Annotated in this window: 25 protein-coding genes and 1 other RNA gene; 16 read left to right on the top strand and 10 right to left on the bottom strand. The window is 46.5% G+C overall.

Going from position 1 to position 19375, the window contains the following annotated elements; genetic code table 11:
- Positions 1-5 precede the first annotated feature (5 nt).
- Positions 6-686 (bottom strand): DUF1013 domain-containing protein, encoded by a 681-nt coding sequence (locus ACYZ97_RS09980; RefSeq protein ID WP_473298536.1) that lies wholly within the window; start codon positions 684-686, stop codon positions 6-8.
- Between the two features lie 128 nt (positions 687-814).
- The gene (locus tag ACYZ97_RS09975; protein WP_473298534.1) at positions 815-1837 is read right to left on the bottom strand and encodes an NAD(P)H-quinone oxidoreductase; all 1023 of its coding nucleotides are present in this window, start codon (positions 1835-1837) and stop codon (positions 815-817) included.
- Between the two features lie 121 nt (positions 1838-1958).
- Between ACYZ97_RS09975 and ACYZ97_RS09970 the strand changes: the two genes are divergently transcribed.
- Positions 1959-2144, top strand: coding sequence for a DUF1192 domain-containing protein (locus tag ACYZ97_RS09970; protein WP_473298532.1), 186 nt, complete (start codon positions 1959-1961; stop codon positions 2142-2144).
- A gap of 81 nt (positions 2145-2225) precedes the next feature.
- Here the strand turns inward: ACYZ97_RS09970 and ACYZ97_RS09965 are convergent, their stop codons facing one another.
- The gene (locus ACYZ97_RS09965) at positions 2226-2399 is read right to left on the bottom strand and encodes a YdcH family protein (RefSeq protein ID WP_473298531.1); all 174 of its coding nucleotides are present in this window, start codon (positions 2397-2399) and stop codon (positions 2226-2228) included.
- Positions 2400-2586: 187 nt separating this feature from the next.
- On the opposite strand from ACYZ97_RS09965, the gene ACYZ97_RS09960 reads away from it, so the two are divergent.
- The 9 genes from ACYZ97_RS09960 to ACYZ97_RS09920 all read left to right on the top strand — a co-directional run bounded on the left by ACYZ97_RS09960 (position 2587) and on the right by ACYZ97_RS09920 (position 8134).
- The gene (locus tag ACYZ97_RS09960; RefSeq protein ID WP_473298530.1) at positions 2587-2790 is read left to right on the top strand and encodes a YdcH family protein; all 204 of its coding nucleotides are present in this window, start codon (positions 2587-2589) and stop codon (positions 2788-2790) included.
- Between the two features lie 10 nt (positions 2791-2800).
- Positions 2801-3298 (top strand): 5-(carboxyamino)imidazole ribonucleotide mutase, encoded by a 498-nt coding sequence (gene purE / locus ACYZ97_RS09955; RefSeq protein WP_473298528.1) that lies wholly within the window; start codon positions 2801-2803, stop codon positions 3296-3298.
- Positions 3299-3301: 3 nt separating this feature from the next.
- Positions 3302-4378 (top strand): 5-(carboxyamino)imidazole ribonucleotide synthase, encoded by a 1077-nt coding sequence (locus ACYZ97_RS09950; protein ID WP_473300679.1) that lies wholly within the window; start codon positions 3302-3304, stop codon positions 4376-4378.
- A gap of 224 nt (positions 4379-4602) precedes the next feature.
- Entirely contained in the window at positions 4603-4728 is a 126-nt protein-coding gene (gene ykgO / locus ACYZ97_RS09945; protein ID WP_473298526.1) for a type B 50S ribosomal protein L36, read from the top strand.
- A 153-nt stretch (positions 4729-4881) separates the two neighbouring features.
- The gene (locus ACYZ97_RS09940) at positions 4882-5583 is read left to right on the top strand and encodes a tetratricopeptide repeat protein (RefSeq protein WP_473298524.1); all 702 of its coding nucleotides are present in this window, start codon (positions 4882-4884) and stop codon (positions 5581-5583) included.
- 53 nt (positions 5584-5636) lie between these two features.
- Positions 5637-5795, top strand: a non-coding RNA gene (ssrS, locus tag ACYZ97_RS09935) — 6S RNA.
- 24 nt (positions 5796-5819) lie between these two features.
- The gene (locus ACYZ97_RS09930; RefSeq protein WP_473298522.1) at positions 5820-6410 is read left to right on the top strand and encodes a 5-formyltetrahydrofolate cyclo-ligase; all 591 of its coding nucleotides are present in this window, start codon (positions 5820-5822) and stop codon (positions 6408-6410) included.
- The gene (locus tag ACYZ97_RS09925; RefSeq protein ID WP_473298521.1) at positions 6407-7228 is read left to right on the top strand and encodes a TIGR00282 family metallophosphoesterase; all 822 of its coding nucleotides are present in this window, start codon (positions 6407-6409) and stop codon (positions 7226-7228) included. The genes ACYZ97_RS09930 and ACYZ97_RS09925 overlap by 4 nt, the downstream gene beginning before the upstream one ends.
- Before the next feature lie 159 nt (positions 7229-7387).
- On the top strand, positions 7388-8134 hold the full coding sequence (locus ACYZ97_RS09920; RefSeq protein WP_473298519.1) for a YebC/PmpR family DNA-binding transcriptional regulator: 747 nt from the start codon (positions 7388-7390) through the stop codon (positions 8132-8134).
- A 149-nt stretch (positions 8135-8283) separates the two neighbouring features.
- On the opposite strand, the gene rpmE is transcribed toward ACYZ97_RS09920, so the two are convergent.
- Positions 8284-8505, bottom strand: a complete 222-nt coding sequence (gene rpmE / locus ACYZ97_RS09915; RefSeq protein ID WP_473298518.1) for a 50S ribosomal protein L31 — start codon at positions 8503-8505, stop codon at positions 8284-8286.
- A gap of 190 nt (positions 8506-8695) precedes the next feature.
- On the opposite strand from rpmE, the gene ACYZ97_RS09910 reads away from it, so the two are divergent.
- Both ACYZ97_RS09910 and ACYZ97_RS09905 read left to right on the top strand, forming a co-directional pair.
- Positions 8696-10501, top strand: coding sequence for an ABC transporter transmembrane domain-containing protein (locus ACYZ97_RS09910; protein WP_473298516.1), 1806 nt, complete (start codon positions 8696-8698; stop codon positions 10499-10501).
- Positions 10467-11480 carry a phosphotransferase enzyme family protein gene (locus tag ACYZ97_RS09905; RefSeq protein WP_473298514.1) on the top strand — a complete coding sequence of 338 codons (1014 nt, stop codon included), beginning with the start codon at positions 10467-10469 and terminating at the stop codon, positions 11478-11480. Before ACYZ97_RS09910 ends, ACYZ97_RS09905 begins: the two co-directional genes overlap by 35 nt.
- Positions 11481-11561: 81 nt before the next feature.
- Here ACYZ97_RS09905 and ACYZ97_RS09900 read toward each other — a convergent pair whose 3' ends face one another.
- The 6 genes from ACYZ97_RS09900 to ACYZ97_RS09875 form a co-directional block, all read right to left on the bottom strand.
- On the bottom strand, positions 11562-12506 hold the full coding sequence (locus ACYZ97_RS09900) for a hypothetical protein (RefSeq protein ID WP_473298512.1): 945 nt from the start codon (positions 12504-12506) through the stop codon (positions 11562-11564).
- 9 nt (positions 12507-12515) lie between these two features.
- Positions 12516-12791, bottom strand: coding sequence for a hypothetical protein (locus ACYZ97_RS09895; protein WP_473298511.1), 276 nt, complete (start codon positions 12789-12791; stop codon positions 12516-12518).
- Positions 12792-12816: 25 nt separating this feature from the next.
- Positions 12817-13608 (bottom strand): inositol monophosphatase family protein, encoded by a 792-nt coding sequence (locus tag ACYZ97_RS09890; RefSeq protein WP_473298509.1) that lies wholly within the window; start codon positions 13606-13608, stop codon positions 12817-12819.
- A gap of 14 nt (positions 13609-13622) precedes the next feature.
- Positions 13623-14186, bottom strand: a complete 564-nt coding sequence (gene efp, locus ACYZ97_RS09885) for an elongation factor P (protein WP_473298507.1) — start codon at positions 14184-14186, stop codon at positions 13623-13625.
- A 121-nt stretch (positions 14187-14307) separates the two neighbouring features.
- On the bottom strand, positions 14308-15321 hold the full coding sequence (locus ACYZ97_RS09880) for a tetratricopeptide repeat protein (protein ID WP_473298506.1): 1014 nt from the start codon (positions 15319-15321) through the stop codon (positions 14308-14310).
- Entirely contained in the window at positions 15318-15977 is a 660-nt protein-coding gene (locus ACYZ97_RS09875; protein ID WP_473298505.1) for a thiamine phosphate synthase, read from the bottom strand. Before ACYZ97_RS09875 ends, ACYZ97_RS09880 begins: the two co-directional genes overlap by 4 nt.
- A gap of 240 nt (positions 15978-16217) precedes the next feature.
- Between ACYZ97_RS09875 and ACYZ97_RS09870 the strand changes: the two genes are divergently transcribed.
- The 4 genes from ACYZ97_RS09870 (at position 16218) to ruvA (ending at position 19356) form a co-directional block, all read left to right on the top strand.
- Positions 16218-17435, top strand: a complete 1218-nt coding sequence (locus ACYZ97_RS09870) for an OpgC family protein (RefSeq protein WP_473298503.1) — start codon at positions 16218-16220, stop codon at positions 17433-17435.
- Positions 17436-17608: 173 nt separating this feature from the next.
- Positions 17609-18130, top strand: coding sequence for a DUF1465 family protein (locus tag ACYZ97_RS09865; protein ID WP_473298502.1), 522 nt, complete (start codon positions 17609-17611; stop codon positions 18128-18130).
- 108 nt (positions 18131-18238) lie between these two features.
- Positions 18239-18748: a crossover junction endodeoxyribonuclease RuvC gene (gene ruvC / locus ACYZ97_RS09860; protein ID WP_473298501.1), complete on the top strand. Its 510-nt coding sequence runs from the start codon at positions 18239-18241 to the stop codon at positions 18746-18748.
- Positions 18745-19356 (top strand): Holliday junction branch migration protein RuvA, encoded by a 612-nt coding sequence (ruvA, locus tag ACYZ97_RS09855; protein ID WP_473298499.1) that lies wholly within the window; start codon positions 18745-18747, stop codon positions 19354-19356. Before ruvC ends, ruvA begins: the two co-directional genes overlap by 4 nt.
- The last annotated feature ends 19 nt before the right edge of the window (positions 19357-19375 follow it).

The following is a 19375-nucleotide window of genomic DNA, read 5'->3' as shown; positions in this document are numbered from 1 at the left end:
ACACATTATTGATCATCGGGTGATGTATCGGATGATTTCAAGGATGACAATTTGGCAAAAACCTTGTCGGCATCCAGAATATCGTCATCTGCTGCGCCGATTTCCAGATTTTCTGTTGCCGATGCAGGTAGCAATGTTTCATCATCTTCCGCGATGGCCGGACGATTTTTTGCTGCTTTCCCGACTTCCAGATCAAGATCAATCTGTGAGCAGAGACCAAGGGTTACCGGATCAAGTGGCGTTAAATTCGCTGCATTCCAGTGGGTGCGGTTGCGAATTTGTTCGATTGTCGATTTGGTTGTACCAACAAGGCGTGAAACTTGAGCATCTTTCAATTCAGGATGGTTGCGAACCAGCCACAAAATGGCATTGGGGCGATCTTGACGTTTTGAAAGTGGTGTATAGCGCGGACTTTTGCGTTTTGCTTCAGGAATGCGCACTTTAGGTTCAAGAATTTTAAGGCGATAATTACTGTCGGCTTCACCTTTGGCAATTTCGTCACGGCTCAACTGGCCGGTATTGATTGGATCAAGACCCTTGATGCCTTGTGCGGCTTCGCCATCGGCAATGGCTTTGACTTCCAGCGGGTGGAGGGTACAAAAAGCCGCAATCTGATCAAATGAAAGCGCGGTATTATCAACCAGCCATACGGCTGTGGCTTTGGGCATCAAAAGTTGTGTTGCCATTTTAACATTATCCTCTTATGCGCCCGCTCCGGTGAGGCGGGACGTGGATGAAACCACAATTTCCGGGAAAACATGGTGTCTTATAACGCGAAATTTCCCAAATCACAAGCCATCTTTCCTGACTGTAGCTAATCTTGAATGACTTGCAAAATAATCTTGCCGATATTCTGGCCACTGCGCATGTATTCATGGGCATCTGCCGCATCATCCAAGGCAAAAATCTTGTCGATAACAGGCGAGACAATGCCGCGTTCCAAAAGCGGCCAGACTTTTTCTTTCAAGGTACAAGCAATGGCACCTTTGAAAGCAATATCGCGATGACGCAGGGTTGAACCTGTATGAATCAATCGTTTGCGCATCAGTGGGCTGAGGTCGATCTGGGCCTTGGCGCCATTCAGATAGGCAATTTGAACAATGCGGCCTTCAAGAGCGGCCAAATGATAATTCTTATTGGTATAGTCGCCCCCTACCATATCAAGGATTACGTCAATACCTTTATTGTCGCTAAAACGTTTTGCTTCTTCGACAAAGTCTTGTGTACGATAGTTGATGGCGAGGTCGGCTCCAAGCGTAATACAGGCGCGGCATTTTTCTTCAGAACCTGCTGTGGCAACAACTCTTGCTCCGAAAGCTTTTGCCAGCTGGATGGCGACTGTGCCGATGCCGGAAGTGCCGCCATGGACGAGAAAGGTCTCTCCTGCTCTGAGGCCGCCACGGTCAAATACATTGCTCCAGACGGTAAAAAATGTTTCAGGAATGGCTGCAGCTTTGATGTAGTTATAATTTTGAGGCAAAGGCAGGGTTGTGCGTTCATCAATAACTGCATATTCGGCATATCCGCCACCGGGAGCCAGGGCAGTAACGCGATCACCAATCTTGAAAGATTGGACGTTGGGGCCGCAACCAACGACTTCTCCGGCAATATCAAGGCCGGGAAAGGGAGATGCGCCGGGTGGAGGTGGATGAGCGCCTTGGCGTTGCAGCAGATCAGGCCTATTGACTCCGGCAGCATGGACTCTCACCAGAATTTCCCGATCTGTACAGGATGGCAATTCAGTTTCGATTTTTATCAGATTGCCACGGCCGCCAATATCTTCGATTGCAATAGCTGTCATCTTATCGGGCAGTGTTATGCTGTCGGGCTGTATCATGCGTTCTTTTCCCATTATTCAAGATGCAATATTGATTTTTGTTGAAGCAATACAATATCGCGATAAAATCATCTGTCAAAGCATGGTCATTGGATCTTACATGGAAAGTATGGAGAATAAAATGGATGATGAATCCAAGCCTAAAGCTATGACATCGCATGTTGTTGGTCAGGATATTTCACTTTTATCGCTTGATGAGATCAGGCTGCGGATAGAGGCATTGCGGCAAGAAATTGCAAGGCTTGAACAGGCTTGTGCTGATAAGGAAAAAAGCCGTGCCAGTGCGGATGCATTTTTTAAAAAATAAATTTCATGATTGCCGGGCTTACCCGGCAATATTTCTTGAAAATAATTATAGCATAGCACCAAAGCGCTTTATGGGCTGGTTTTAAGCAATTTGCAGTTTGATCTTTTCAATTTCGTCTTTGATTTGAAGTTTTTTGCGCTTGAGGTCGGCAATGATGAGATCGTCAACCGAAGGTGCATTTAATGCCTTGGACAGTTCCTCATCCAATTCGGAATGTTTTTGTTCCAATGTCTTCAAGTGAGCTTCTATTGCCATGTTAACCTCCTTGTATCTGTTCTTGTTATTGACAGGCCGGTTTGAACCGATTTGTCATAAGCAAGCCAAAACAATTTGGCAGAGTTGTGATCATTTGTCGAATGTTGAAACGAATATTTTTCTAATTTGATAAATGTGTTATAGCGCAGTTTCTATTTGACACATAGCATTGAAAGAGAGTTTCACAATGTTTGAACAGGATCAGGCCGATATCAAGCTGGCATTGGCAAAACTCAAGCAGGATCATGCAGATTTCAGTGCCGCGATTGACGCTATGGAAAAAGTTGGCTGCGACCGATTGCAGATTCAGCGGATGAAAAAGAAAAAACTTATTATCAAGGATCAGATGCAGAAACTGGAAGACCGCATCATCCCCGATATTATTGCCTGAAGGAACGAACATGGCTGATAAAAAAGCTGATATTGCTATCATTATGGGCAGCCAGTCTGATTGGGCGACCATGCGTTATGCCGCCGAGACGCTTGAAAATCTCGATATCTCGTTTGAAGCCCGTATTGTTTCGGCGCATCGTACGCCTGATCGTTTGGTTGAATTTGCCAAAGGTGCCAAGAAAAAAGGGTTCAAGGCTATTATCGCTGGTGCAGGTGGTGCGGCGCACTTGCCGGGGATGACAGCGGCGATGACGCCGTTGCCGGTTTTTGGTGTGCCAGTCCAATCCAAGGCTTTGTCCGGCCAAGATTCGTTGCTTTCCATTGTTCAAATGCCGGCGGGTATTCCGGTTGGTACATTGGCGATTGGCAAGGCGGGCGCTATTAATGCAGCTCTTTTGAGTGCAGCCATGCTTGCTGTCTATGATGAAGCGTTGGCCCAACGGCTTGACCAATGGCGGGCTAAACAGACGGCCGCTGTTGATGAATTTCCCAAAGACGAGGCATAAATGATGAAAGCTTTGCAACCGGGGGCAACAATAGGTTTGATTGGTGGTGGCCAATTGGCGCGAATGATGGCCATTGCTGCATCAAGGCTTGGTTTCAGGACCATTATATTGGAACCACAGGCCAATTGTCCGGCTGCTCAAACAGCTAACTGCCAGATTGTTGCGGCTTATGATGATCTTGCTGCTTTGGAAGAACTGGCACAGGCATGTGATGTCATTACGTATGAGTTTGAAAATGTGCCGGTCACTGCAGCTGATTTTTTAGCAAAAAAGAGTGTAATCTATCCGCAGCCGCAGGCATTGGAGATTTCACAGGACCGGTTTCTGGAAAAAAAATTTTTGAATGAAAGTGATATCGCAACGGCGTCGTGGCATCTGGTTGATGATCGTACTTCGCTTTTGGCGGCAATCGCAGCCTGCGGCGGTAAAGGCATATTGAAAACCCGCCGTCTTGGTTATGATGGCAAGGGACAGGTACGGATTGAAGAAGCAAGCGATGCTGTTGCTGATGCCGCCCTTGCGGCGATTGCTCATGCCCCGGCTATTTTAGAAGGATTCGTTGATTTCGATAAGGAAATATCGGTGATTGCAGCACGTGATGTCCAAGGTCGTGTTGCATTTTATGATTGTCCGCAAAATATTCATCGAGACGGTATTTTGCATCAATCTATTGTGCCCGCATTGGTCGAGAAAAAAACGATTGATGCAGCACAGGCGGCGACGGTAAAAATCCTGCATGCGCTTGATTATGTCGGCGTGATCGGGGTCGAGTTTTTTGTGCTCAAGGACGGATCTGTTCTGGCTAATGAAATGGCCCCGCGTGTTCATAATTCCGGCCACTGGACGGAAGCCGCTTGTCTGATTTCACAATTTGAACAGCATATCCGCGCTGTCAGTGGTTTGCCATTAGGCAGTCCGGCGCGGCACAGTAATTGTGTCATGGAAAATCTGATCGGTCATGATGTTGACCGGTTGCCTGCATTGCTTGAAGAACCGCAGACGCTTATTCACCTTTATGGTAAGGCGGAAATACGTCTTGGCCGCAAAATGGGACATTTCACACGTATCGTAGCTAAATAAGTCTGAAAATGTTACGTTTAATGTATAAGAAGTTGGTTTTAACCAGTGGCGGCTTTTTATATGATATATTTATGGAATAGATGGGCTGTGCATTAAAAGAGTCATTTCTGTGCCGCAGAGTGTTGACAAGCAGGTTTGATTCAGTCTATCAAACCGCCAGATTTAGCCCTTGATAGGGTTTTTATGAGTTGAAGACCCGGCAATGGGTTGAAAAAGGTGACAAAATGAAGATCAAGAATTCTCTTAAAGCTTTGAAGGCGCGTCACCGCGACAACCGTATGGTTCGCCGCAAAGGTCGCATCTATATTATCAATAAAACAGCACCGCGTTTTAAAGCGCGTCAGGGTTGATTTTTTTGAAATTGTTTCAAACGGCTCCTTCGGGGGCCGTTTTTTATTGTTTGTTCTCTTGTGAAACCATATTGCACATCTATAATGAAATATGCCTGAGCCTATAAACCGATTTTGTATCAGGATATTTGATAAACGTGGATGGAACGGAATTTGCTTATTTTACGCAGATTATTATTGGCTGTAGCGCTGGTTTATATGCCGGTTACATCTGTCTATGCACAGCCTTTATTTGTGCAAGGGTTACCTGAACTGCCAGATGAAGAAGACCCGACTGCTCCGCCCCTTGATCCTGATGATCTGATCCCTGCCAAACCTCAAGAAGGTGAGGCTTTGCCTGAAATTGGTCATGATAAGAATGCGGCGCAAAAGAAAGCTGCTGAAATTGATCGGTTGCTGAGCCAGTTGAAACGTACCGCCGATGTTAAGGAAGCGGGTAAGATTAGCCGCCAGATACAGGGACTGTGGGCACAATCAGGTTCAGAGACAGTTGATTTATTGATGCAATGGGCGGAAGATGGCATTAGAGAGCAGGATTATGCCAAAGCTCTTGATTTTGTCGATAATGCTATCGCCTTACAGCCGGAATTTGCCGAAGGTTGGATGCGTCGTGCTGCTGTCCATATCCAGCTGAATGACATTGCTCTTGCCATGATTGATCTGGAACAGGTTTTGCGTTACGAGCCGCGTAATTATAATGCGCTGGCGCTAATCGGTTCGATTATGGAAATGACCGATCGTGATAATAGTGCGATTTCGGCTTATGAAAAAGCTTTGGAAATTTATCCGCAAATGCAGCGTATACAGACACGTCTTGGTGATTTATTGGAAGAAAAAACAGATCGGGCGATCTGATTTATTGCAAATCTCCTCTGGCGGGTTGGCTCTAATCGCCCTATATTGGTTGCGGCGTTCTGCACTTTACGACAGGATAACTGCATCCCCGGGGCCTTAATGATCCTTAAGGGAGCTGTCCCTGAGAAGGCTCGTGGGCCTTTTCATACGGCACCCACCTACTATGTAGGTTCCCGGGATCAAAAACTTCCATCGGCTGTTGTGGTTCGCCGCTTGATTTTTGGGTATTTTAAATAATGAAATTGGCAAAACAGAAACTGCGCGAGGAAGCTCTTGGCAAACGTGATGAAATGGATGTGGACCAGCGCGCAAGAATATCGCGGTCGATGGCTATTTTTGCCGATGATATTATTGAGGATCCGGAAGGTTTGATCATTGCTGGGTTTTGGCCTATCCGCTCGGAAATAGATCCTGTTCCTTTGATGACAGCCTTTCAGGATAGAGGTGCACATTTGGCTCTTCCTGCATTGGTGTCTGGGAATGGAATGGTTTTTCGCCGCTTCTCTCATGTTGATGATCTTGTGCCGATGGGATTTGGTACAATGGGCCCTTCGGAAAAATGTCCGATTGTTTTACCTGATCTACTATTGATGCCGCTTGCAGTTTTTGACAATGACGGGCATCGTATCGGTTATGGCGGTGGTTTTTATGATCGTGCTATTGCCGCTATGCATCAAAAGGGACACTATCCTCTACGTTTGGGGTTAGCCTTTGATTGTCAGCATGCAGATTCTGTACCGGTGGAGCCACATGATTTTTCTTTGCAGGGCATTTTGACACAAAGTGGTTTGCGCTGGTTGGATAAAGAGCTTAAGACGCCGTTATGAGATTTTTATTTTTAGGTGATATGGTTGGACGTGTTGGACGGACCATCGTTTATGAAAAATTACCCGGCCTCATTCGGGATATGAAACTCGATTTTGTTGTTGTTAATGGTGAGAATGCGGCGTCTGGTTTCGGTATTACCCATCGTATTTATCAAGAAACACTAGATGCAGGTGCCGATGTGGTGACAACCGGCAATCATGCTTTTGACCAGAAAGATACACTCAATTATGCCAATGATGCCGATCGCTTCTTGCGTCCGGCCAACTTTCCACGTGGCACGGTTGGCCGGGGTTCAGGCGTATATATGGCTAAAAATGGTGCCCGTGTTCTTGTTGCCAATGTCATGGGGCGCGTTTTTATGCATCCTGAACTGGGTGATCCTTTCGAGGCTGCTGAGAAAATTGTCGGTGAGTGTCCTTTGGGTGAGCAGGCCGATGCGATCATTTTTGACTTTCATGCAGAAGCTACAAGTGAAAAACAGTGTTTTGGCCATTTTCTCGACGGGCGTGTTTCTGTGGTGGTCGGTACCCATACCCATGTGCCGACGGCAGATGTACAAATATTGAATGGCGGCACGGCCTATCAATCGGATGCAGGCATGTGTGGTGATTATGATTCTTCTCTTGGTATGGATAAGGAAGAACCTTTAAACCGTTTCTTGACCAAGGTACCACGTGGGCGCTATGAACCGGCGCATGGTCCTGCCACAATGTGTGGCCTATGTGTCGAAATTTCCGATCGTACCGGATTGGCTGAAAAGGTTTCTCCTTTGCGATTGGGCGCGCGTCTTCAAGAGCAGATGCCGGATTTCTGGTAGGAATATTGATTTTATTATCGGTATTTTGCCGTTGTTTTCATGCTCTGCATCTTTACCTTTTGCCAACTCTTCCGTATAAGGCGGCAATCCTCACAGTTTCAATCAACCGGCTTTTTTGCCTCGGGCGGAAAGGTGCCGGAACAGAGAAAAAGGTGTACCATGGCAGGCCATTCACAGTTTAAAAATATCATGCATCGTAAAGGCCGTCAGGATGCGATGCGCTCTAAAATGTTTTCCAAACTTGCACGTGAAATTACCGTTGCTGCCAAACAGGGCGCACCTGATCCGTCAATGAACCCGCGCCTGCGTCTGGCGGTACAAAATGCCAAAGCGCAATCTATGCCGAAAGATAATATCGAGCGGGCCATTAAAAAGGCATCTGGCGGCGATAGCGAGAATTATGAAGAAGTGCGTTATGAAGGTTATGGTCCGGGCGGTGTTGCGGTTATTGTCGAAGCTTTGACCGATAATCGCAATCGTACAGCCTCTAATGTACGTGCAGCTTTTACCAAATCGGGCGGTGCTTTGGGTGAAACAGGTTCAGTCGGCTTTATGTTTAACCGCGTGGGTGAAATTGTCTATAAGCTGGAAGCCGGTGATAATGATACGATAATGGAAGCAGCAATCGAGGCCGGTGCAGAAGATGTACAGTCGGATGAGAACGGGCATGTTATTTTATGTGCTTTTGAGGATATCGGCGATGTTTCCAAAGCGCTTGAAGCGGCGTTGGGTGAAGCTGAAAGTGTGAAAAGCGTGTGGAAACCTGAAACCGGTGCTCCGGTTGATGAAGAAAAGGCCCAATCGGTTCTGCGCTTGATTGCGACACTGGAAGATGATGATGATGTGCAGAATGTCTATGCAAACTTTGAAGTAAGTGACGAGGTTTTGGCCAAACTGTCGGCCTGATCATTTATCATAGGCATGATGGATCATCGGTTGTTATGCTTTTATAGGAAGCATTGATAGGATTTGTTTGCTATTTCGAAATAGAAAAATATTGAGCTCATAAAAAACCCGCCTTAAGGCGGGTTTTTTTAATTCTATGCAATCGGTGATTAAAGACCGAGATTGCCAAAACGGTTTTTGAACTTGGAAACGCGTCCGCCACGGTCAACCAGAGTCTGATTGCCGCCAGTCCATGCAGGATGTGTGGTCGGATCAATATCGAGGTTCATTGTGTCACCCTCTTTGCCCCATGTGGAGCGGGTGAAATATTCAGTACCATCGGTCATCACAACTTTGATTGTGTGGTAATCGGGATGGATATCAGCTTTCATAACGCACTTCCTGTCATACAATGGACAAATTTCAGAATTTACTGATGCTTTGCCGCTATTAATTTGATACATAAACCGGCGAAAGCGCCAGGCTTTTAAAAATCTGGCCTTGCCTATACAACAGCAATGCGCCAAGCACAAGTGCCGAGATGGATTTAAGGGATAAACCCCGTAAACAGGAATTTATACGGTGAATAAACAGACCGGTTCTAATAATGTCAAAAATGATAACGTTGGAGGCAAGTCACGCCGCCGCACCCGTAATTTGCGGCCCTTATCGCGTCTTTTGCCTTATATAGGGCGTTATAAAGGGTTGGCAGGGGGTGCTCTTGTTTCACTGGTTTTGGCCGCTTTTGCCATGCTTGCCATCCCCTATGCCATTCGCCGTATGCTCGATCATGGCTTTAGTGATGTGCAGGGCAATCTTATGAATTCCTATTTTGGTTTGTTGTTTGCGCTTGCAGCCGTTCTGGCTCTCGCCTCGGCGCTTCGTTATTATTGCGTGATAACATTGGGTGAAAAAGTCGTTGCTGATCTGCGCCGTGATGTTTTCTCCCATATTACATCCTTATCGCCATCCTTTTTTGATCGTTCGCATTCAGGAGAGATTGTTTCGCGTTTGTCTGCGGATACCACCCAGCTTAAATCGGCGGTGGGTGCAACGGCATCGGTTGCTTTGCGTAATATGATTATGGCGATTGGTGCTATTGCGATGATGATTGTCACCAGTGCCAAACTGTCGGCCCTTGTGCTTGTTGCTATTCCGATTGTTGTTATTCCGTTGATTGTTTTTGGTCGCAATGTGCGTCGCCGCACCCGTGAGGCACAAGACCGGTTGGCTGAAGCCAATGCCCTCGCAAGCGAGCAGATTGCCTCTATCCGAACCATTCAGGCTTTTACGGCAGAAGGGCAGATTGTGGCCAGATTTTCGCGGCTGATCCAGACCGCCTTTGATGCCGCGCGTCAGTCTGTAACGGCACGTGCTTTTTTGACAGGCTTTGCTATTTTCCTTGTTTTCAGTTCGGTTGTCGGCGTTCTGTGGATAGGATCGCATGATGTTTTAAACGGCCATATGAGTGGTGGCACCTTGGGACAGTTTGTTCTTTATGCGGTTTTTGCCGCCAGTTCTTTTGGTCAGTTATCGGAAGTCGGTGCTGAGCTTGCCCAGGCGGCAGGTGCCGCCGAGCGTTTGGCGGAGCTGTTGGCTGAGGAAAGCGCCATTCATGCACCACTTGTACCAGTTATGTTGAAAATACCGTCGCAAGGCGAAGTTGTGTTTGATGATGTCTCATTTTCTTACGCACAAAAACAGGAAAGAGCCATTATTGACGGGGTCTCAATTCGGGTTAAAGCTGGTGAAACAGTTGCTTTTGTCGGGCCGTCAGGGGCAGGTAAAAGTACATTATTCTCGTTAATTTTACGGTTTTATGATCCATTGCGTGGCCATATTCTATTTGATGATGTTGATATTAAACTTGCCGACCCGCATGAATTACGCGCCCGCATTGCCTATGTGCCGCAGGATGTCGCTATATTTGAAGGCAGTCTGCGTGATAATATCGCTCTTGGCCAGCCGAATGCGACGGATGCGCAGATTGAGGCCGCTGCCAAAGCGGCCAATGCCTATGATTTTATTGCTGCGCTTAAAGGCGGATTTGATGCACAGGTTGGCGAACGCGGCGTTAATCTGTCGGGTGGGCAGCGTCAGCGTATTGCTATTGCCCGTGCGATTTTGCGTGATGCGCCTTTATTGTTACTGGATGAAGCAACTTCGGCATTGGATGCTGAAAGTGAGATGTTGGTACAAAAGGCATTAGAAGGTTTGATGCAAAACCGTACCACATTGGTAATCGCCCATCGTTTGGCAACTGTATTGAAAGCAGACCGGATTATTGTTCTTGATCAAGGACGGGTTGTTGAAGAGGGTAATCACGAAACATTGGTAAAAAAGAACGGGCTTTATGCACGTTTGGCCAAATTGCAGTTTTCAACCTGATATGCTGTATCATCCGCATTTTCTGGCGGCATTGCAAACAAATCTGAAAGCAGTTTTGCCGCTTTGGGGATTTTCAATATCTGTTGTGCCGGAATTAATGGCTTTTTCTGAAAATGCAACATTTCGCGCGCGCGAAGGGGAGCGTGATTATGTCTTGCGAATCTATCGACCGCATTATCATACACGTGAAGAAATCTTATCCGAATTATTATGGATTGATGCCTTGTCGGCGGACGATATTGTTCCGACAGCCCGATTACACAAAGCGCAAGATGGGGCGCGGCTACAAAGTTTTATGATAGATGGACAATTGTTTTATGTTATGGCGAGCGACTTTTTGTCTGCTACAGGGCTTTGCTCTGATTCTATGTTGGTAAAAGATTTTTTCCAGCTTGGACAGATGGCCGCTAGGCTGCATTTGCATAGTCTTGGCTGGCAAAAACCGGCGCAGTTTACACGTAAAATATGGAATATTGACCATTTGATCGGCCCTCATGCCTATTGGGGGGATTGGCGTAAAGCGATCAATCTGACACCTCAGGGGCAGGCAGTCATAGAAAAAGCGGTTTTGCTTTTAAAGGATAGGGTCGAGCAATATGGTATGGAACAAAACCGTTTCGGGCTTATTCATGGTGATATGCGGGTAGCCAATCTGATTAAGACGGATGGCCGTCTTGCATTGATTGACTTTGATGATTGCGGTTTTTCATGGTTTGGTTTCGACTTTGCCGCCAGTGTCAGTTTTATCGAGGATGATCCACGGATTATCGACTATCAGATGGCGTGGCTTGAGGGATATCGGCAGATCCGCAATTTTTCAAAAGCAGATGAAAAGATGCTTGCTGATTTCATTATGATCCGACGCATTCAGTTGACTGCATGGCTTACCACCCATGCTGAAACATCGACAGCTAAAGAGCTAAATCCGTATTATACTGATAACACGGTTGCGCTTGCTGAAACCTATATCAAAAAATAGCGGTAATTTTATTTATTTATCTTCCATGAGAGGCTTTGAATAGAAAGCGGGTTGGGCAAAATAATTCTCCGCGCCCTTTTTCTAAAACTCTTTAAACCATGATAACGGCAATTCGCTTTGAGGACCATTGCAAACAGATATGATATGGGGCACGCCCTGATTGCCGATCATCAAATAGCCTTCATGATCAAGAAAAAACGTCAGATAGTCAGACAAAAGAGATGGATCATAACAGTTTGTCTGTGCGTCCTCTTGGGGAAGAGCGAATTCTTTGGCAAGACGATTAATGAGACGCGGGTTTTTCTGTCGGTTATACTCGTCGATAATATCAAAATCGAGATAGTCATTCCAGTTAATTTCATTCACTACGCCATCGTCATTATATTTTTTGAGATCATAGATAATGCTGTCATAAAAATTATACGGATGCGCGCCGCCACAAAATACGCTGCCGCTTTCTGTTAAAGCGATCAAATTTTTGGATGCATAATGTATGGTCGTGGTAACATCGTTAAACCCACCGGTGCCAAGGCCGTATTTATCAGGGATATAATAATCCTGTCCCAAACACTCGAGCGCATTGGCAATCATTTTGTCATGGCGCGTTTTGAGACTACGATTTATTGAATCAACAGATAGATTTGCATCGTCAATAAAGAGAACATAGGGATAGGAAACATTTGTGCGCTGATCTTTGCGATATTGGAAATGGAACTGGTTGCTACCTAGAACCTTGCTATCGGCAACATTGTGATCGGTGAATTTAAGGCTATTATAAATCATACTTGCCGATTGATCGGCGTATAGAAGATCAAAGTCATTCTCGATTTTGCCAAATGTTTTGGTTTTATAGTTTGTTATTTCATAAAGATCGAAATTTAATCTGTTTTCATTTGTACTGTTCAGCCATACGCCTTGATAACGGTTTTTATAAATTTTTCCAGAAAAAGCTTGCGTCGAATTTTTAAATACAGCCAGTGAACGGTCGTAAAAATTATTGTCGTTGTCATTCATCGTACTGCGCAAGATGGCTTCTTAAAGATTATCAAGCGTACCCTGCAAGGGAATGTCGATGCCTTTACTGTCATAGAAATAGCGGCCGCGATACTGGCCTTTTTCTACTTCCTCCAGCTCCATAATGATTTTTCCCGCCCCTTCTATTTCACCAACATAGATATGGTGTATATAGGTGCTACGGCTTGCCTCATCGTTGGCGGCCATGGCAAGGTTTATGGTAACGAATGTCAGGATAATCAGTAAAATGCCTGAAAAGTATTTTCTGGTTGCGGCTATTCCATAGAGATTATCCATGTAATCTCCTCTGTCTGACTGTGTTTTAAACAGGTTTTTTGAGTGTATTTAGCAAGGCGCGATGGGTCAGCTCATTGCCGGCAACGATATTTTTTTTGCCAAAAATATCTTGGCCACCATCTTTGTCACTGATAAAGCCGCCCGCTTCGCGCACCATCAGCATACCTGCGGCCATGTCCCAAGGTTGCAACTGGTCTTCCCAGAAACCGTCAAGACGCCCGGCGGCAACATAGGCAAGGTCGATCGCGGCAGCACCCATACGGCGGATGCCGGCAACTTCTGCCATGACATTGCGCAGTTCAACAAGGTAATGGCCATGCTGGCCGCGGCCAAGATGTGGTACGCCGGTGCCGATGACGCAATCTTCAAGCTTGCGGCGGTTTGCGACACGCATACGCCGGTCATTCAAGAAAACACCGCCGCCTTTTTCAGCGCTGAATAATTCATCCATAACCGGATTATAAATAACACCGGCAACAATCTGCCCTTGACGTTCCAAAGCAATGGAAACACCAAATAATGGAATGCTGTGGAGAAAATTGGTTGTGCCATCCAGGGGGTCGATGATGAAACGGTGGTGCGCGTCATTGCCGATAATTTCCCCGGCTTCTTCCATGAGAAAACCGTAATCGGGGCGTGCTTTCTGCAATTCGGTGCGTACAATATCTTCGGCACGACGATCAGCCTGACTAACGTAGTCGGCAGGCCCTTTAAGCGAGACCTGAAGATTTTGTACTTCGCCATAGTCGCGTGCCAGTGAACGCCCAGCTTTCATTGCCGCTTGTACCATCACATTCATGATTGCCGAACGTGCCATTGTATAAAATCCTTTTAGTCGGCGCGTCTGAGATAGGTGATTTCGTTGGTATCAACGATAATACGTTCGCCCGATTCAATGAAGGGCGGTACCATAACACGGATGCCATTTTCAAGAATAGCCGGTTTATAGGAAGAAGCTGCTGTCTGGCCTTTAACGACAGGATCGGCTTCGGTAATGGTCAATGTAACCTGATCAGGAAGCGAGATGCCGATGGGGCGATCTTCATAAAGCTCGACGGTGACGGTCATGCCGTCTTGCAAAAAGGCAGCGCGATCGCCGACAAATTCTTTTTGTAACTCAAGCTGTTCATAGGATTCTGAATCCATAAAAACGAGTGCGTCACCCTGCTCGTATAAAAAGGTGAAGTCTTTTTGTTCAAGACGGACTTTTTCAACCGTTTCAGCAGCGCGGAAACGTTCGTTAAGTTTTGTGCCGTCGATCAGGTTTTTCAATTCCACCTGATTGAAGGCCCCGCCTTTGCCAGGTTTAACCGCATTGCATTTAACGGCTGCCCATAGGCCACCATTATGTTCAATCACATTGCCGGGACGGATTTCATTGCCATTGATTTTCATGCTTTTATTTCCATACCTTAAGATCAAGGATAATCAGCTTTGTACCCCGAGCAAATATGTCGGGCTATTCGGTCGTTTTCAAGACCATAAAAACACTGCCAGCGCAAGGGGTGGCGATGATTTAATTTTTAGCAATCTTTGCCGGTGGCGGGATTAGATTGGGTTGATAATAGAGAGATAGGCTACGCGCTTTCTCAAGTTGTTCTGCCGATAAACCTTCAATTAGGTCATCAAGATCAGGGGCAATCATGTTTGCTTTTTGTGCCACCATATACCACGCTGCAGCTTTAACAGTGTCGCCTTCTGTTCCCATACCGTCGCGATAAAGGCGCGCTAGATTAATTTGTGCCGGTGTAAAGCCGCGTGTTGCGTTTAGCAGATCATAGTTGAAGGCATTGTCATAATCACGCGGGCCGCCGCGACCATTGATCATCCAGTTGGCAAGTTCAACCTGAGCCGGTGCATGGTCTTTTGCTGCGGCCATTTCCAATAATTTACGCGCAGCCTTTTCATCCTTGGCAACTTTCGGTGTGCCATGGGCCAGAATTTTAGCCGCGGCATAGGCCGAATCGGGATCACCCGCAGCTACTCCTTTTAAAAACCATGTCAGGCCGACATCGGCGGCCGGTTCACCGCCAACCTTGTTCATCAAAAGACTGCCATAATAGAAAAAAGCTTCCGGTACACCGGCTTCAGCCGCCTGATGGACATAATCTTCCCCCTTTTTCTGGTCGCGGGTAACAAAACTGCCGTTGAAGAGCAGTAGACCATAGCGCAATTGTGCCTGCGGATCACCCAGCGCAGCGGCACGGCTATACCAAAGAGCAGAGCGCGCACCATCAGGAGCGACAGCATTGCCTTCCATATAAAGACGGGCCAGCAGTGTTTGCGCACGTGGATCGCCGTTCTCGCCACGTGGCAAAGCCAGATGAAAAGCGGTTGTATAGCGCCCGACCATATAATTTTGATAGGCGGCATCAAATTCACCGGGTTTGAGAATTTCGAATTTCGTATCATGGCTGTCTGCAGCGTGATTGTCGTCTCGAGGGGATGCCTCTTTGGGGGTGGTTGCTGCAAAACCTGCAGTAGGGACAAGCGCAACCGTCAATAAAAGTGCAGCAATGATACGGGTCACGATTCGCTTTCTCCGGTTTCGAAAGGATATTTTTGCAAGATTGCAAGGCATTGGTCTATTATCATGTTTTCGTTATTTGCGCCAAAAATAATATTTTCCAGTGACACATATTCTGCATGGGTTGCGGCAGCATCTTCGACACTCTCAATGGCTTGTCCGGTCTGTATAATGGCTGGAATTTCCATTAATTCGGCCCACCATGATGCCAAGGCGATATTGCGTGGATGGGCTTCTGGTTTGGTATCTGCACCGAGCTTGCCGAACATCAGGTAGTCGGGATTGAGTTCGCCTGCCTCCATAGCGGTATGACGGTTTTTGATATTGCCAAAACCGACAACCATATCCGGGCTATGGCGTTCGATTGTGTCGGCCAGTTCGCTTATGCTGGATTCAATATGGATGCCATCGGCCTTTAGGCGGCCAGCAATCCGGCTATCTCCGGCAATAATGGCGGCAACACCTATCTCTTGTATGGCCGTGACAAGCGGGGCTGCTTTTTCTTGAAAGGCAGCTTCGTCATGGTTGCTGTCATAAAGAATGACACTGCCTGCTTTTGAAGCGGACAGGATTTTTTTAATTCTGTCGGGTGAGATGTTTTTCTGGACATCAAGGCATAGCACACATTCGGGGAAAAGGGGGGCTTTGTTGTTACTCATTCTCTTTTTGCTCCGGCTTGATCCATGGTGTGGATTTTGATCCCAATGTGCAACAGTTCTCATTAAATGATGGTTACGATTTTTCATTCTTATCTAACGTTGCATTTCAAGATGGAATGAAAGTTGACCAGCATGGCGATAAAAAGGGCACAATTATGGAATTATTTCGGATATGATGAAGTTCGACATGGATAGATGTGTGTTGTGTTTCTATCGGTCAATGTGAAGCGGAGAAAGTCATTGAAGCCAGTAAAGCCACTCTATGGCAATGAAAATGGTAACGGCACCATCAAAGCGCCGCGTGATACACGTCTTGATGTGTTCCGTGCATTGGCTTTGATTACGATTTTTATCAATCATGTGCCGGGGACGATCTTTGAATATTTGACCCATAAGCATTATGGATTTTCTGATTCGGCTGAGGCTTTTGTCCTTATTTCCGGTATTGCGGTCGGCTTGGCTTATGGTGCCAAATTTGAAGTTGGCAACCGTTTGCTGCTGACTTTAAAATTGTGGCGGCGGTCTTTTACGCTCTATTCGACCCATATTCTGACAACACTTGTATCATTGGCCATTTTTCTATCGGCTGCGGTATTTTTCCATCATCCGGCTTTTTTAAAGCAGATCAATATTGCGCCTTTGCTCAAGGATCCGGTAAACGGGCTTGTCGGTCTGGTTACCCTTGGTCACCAGTTGGGCTATAATAATATATTGTCGCTTTATATGGTGCTTATTCTGGCATCACCCTTGATGCTTTACCTTGCCTCACGCAGCTTGAAACTGTTGGTTGCGTTTTCGGTTGTCCTTTATCTTGTGGCCGGTTGGTTCGGTGTGGCGCCGCATAATTATCCGACCAAGGGCTTGTGGTTTCTCAATCCGCTTTCATGGCAGCTTATTTTCGTAATTGGCATGGTTGCGGTTATCCATGTGCGCCGTGGCGGAAAGCTGCCATCCCATCCTTTATTGTTGGCATTGGCAATCGGTTATCTGGTCATGTCGTTCTTGTGGGTACGGTTGGGTTGGTGGTGGATTGATCCCTCCATGGGATTGCCGCGGACATTGACCGGTTTTAACAAGACATTCTTGTCTGTGCCGCGTCTATTGCATGTTTTGTCGCTTGCCTATGTGGTTGTTATGATTCCGCGCCTGTCCAATCTTGCCCGTGTCAATATTCACCATCCTTTGGCTATTCTTGGTAAACACAGTCTTGCTGTTTTTGTTGCCGGCACCATTCTGGCCATGGCGGAGCAAGTTCTTAAAAAAGTTAATTCCGGCGGCCTTCCTTATGATACCTTGTTGATTGCAACCGGTATTATTATGCAGTTTACTGTTGCCTATTATCTGGAATGGATCAAACAGTTGACATCTGGTAAGCGTCAGGATGCATCGCTTGTTGCATCAGCAGCCGTGCGTGACGAGGCAACGGCAGAGCCGGTGCCTGCGCTTTCCAAGCTGTAATGACCAATATCAAGTAGTGGCAATGTCGGTGTATTTGACCGCATTAACCTTGCATTAAGACTGTGATTGCTTTCCTGCTTTGACTGATGCATTTTGAGCCGGAAACAGCCCATGAAACTTTTATGGTGATCAGGGGTTTTATATCAGTTATTTAAAGGCATAGAGTATTCGCCATGACCAAGGCACATGCACAACAGGCAGATAATATGATTGTGCTGATGGAGCATGAGGCTTTTGGCGTGGTTTTTGACAAGCTTTATGCCTATGGCATGGCCTTGATTGAAGAAACAGCCGCTTATATTGATGGTGAAGGCAAACATCTTGCCAAGACCTTATCTTCATCTGTAACCAATCTTTATACGGCAGAAGCCATGCGGATGAGCACAAGACTCATGCAGGTTGCTTCGTGGCTTTTGCTTATTCGCGCCGGACGTGAAAAGGAAATGAGTGAGGAGCAGATTGCAGCCGAGAAGGCCAAGGTTTCGCTTGAGACGCCTTCAAAACAGGATATTGATCCTGATTGGCTGCAATTGCCGCAGAATTTTCGTGATCTTGTCATGCGTTCACTGCAGTTGGAAGAGCGTGTGCGGCGCCTTGATCATGATATTGACAGCATCATTGAACCGCATGAAGAAGTGCATAATCCTGTTGCCCGCCAGATTGGACGGATACAGGATGCTTTCGACAGGCGTTAGTGTCTGCCATCGTCTTATACAGGCAAATTGATATAAATCTGTTTACTTTGTTTCCCTTTTGTTCACATTTTTCTATTATCCGTTCTAGAAATTGGATAAGGTCGGGCAATGACAGAAGCGATTCGTATATTAGGTATTGATCCAGGTTTGCGCCGCACGGGATGGGGTGTCATTGAAAGTCTTGGCAATAGTTTGAAATTTATCGGGGCCGGTACAATCCGTTCCGATGAAAAATGCGATCTGGCTTCACGACTGTGCCAGCTATATGAAGGGTTGAGCAGTATTATTCATCACTATCAACCGCATGAGACTTCGGTTGAGCAGACCTTTGTCAATAAGGATGCAGGTGCAACATTAAAACTAGGACAGGCACGCGGCATTGCATTGCTCGTGCCGGCTCAAGCGGGATTAAAGGTTGCTGAATATGCCCCTAATGCGGTCAAGAAATCAGTGATCGGTGTTGGACATGGTGAAAAGCAGCAAATCCATATGATGGTCAAAGTCTTGATGCCCAGAGCGGAATTTGATTCAAGTGACGCGGCAGATGCCTTGGCAATCGCTATATGCCACGCACATAATCGATCTTCTCTGGCTCTTAAAATGAAAGTTAGCGCATGATCGGCAAACTTAAAGGTATTGTGGATGAAATCGATGATGATCATTTGATCATCGATGTTCATGGAGTTGGTTATGTGGTTTTTGCGTCTGTGCGTACACTTTCAAACCTTCCGGGAACGGGAGAGGACATTATTCTTTTTATAGAAACGCAGGTACGGGAGGATGCCATTCGGCTGTTTGGGTTTTCGTCCAAGATTGAACAGGAATGGTTTCGCCTCCTGCTGAATGTACAAGGCGTTGGTGCCAAGGTGGCTCTTGCGGTTTTAGGGACGCTGTCGGCCAGTGAGTTGGCTAATGCAATAGCATTGCGAGACATTGCTATGGTCAGTCGCGCGCCGGGAGTTGGTAAAAAAGTGGCTGAGCGTATTGTCACCGAGCTTAAGAACAAGGCCCCTGCCTTTAGTGGTGGTGGCGATATGGCGCTTAAGCAAAATATCGGTGATGGTGTTGCCTCTTCAGCTGTGGGTGATGCGGTTTCAGCTCTTGCCAATCTTGGTTATTCACGCGATCAGGCGGCCAATGCCGTTTCAGCAGCTTTAAAAGAGGCTGGTGAAGATGCACCATCTGCAACACTGATCCGGCTTGGCTTGAAGGCGCTTTCCCGGTAAGAAGAATGTTAAAACAAGG

It is taken from the genome of Bartonella sp. bp_1 (assembly GCF_055808085.1).
The sequence above is the reverse complement of the archived record's forward strand: the minus strand, read 5'-3'. Positions and strand labels throughout refer to the sequence as shown.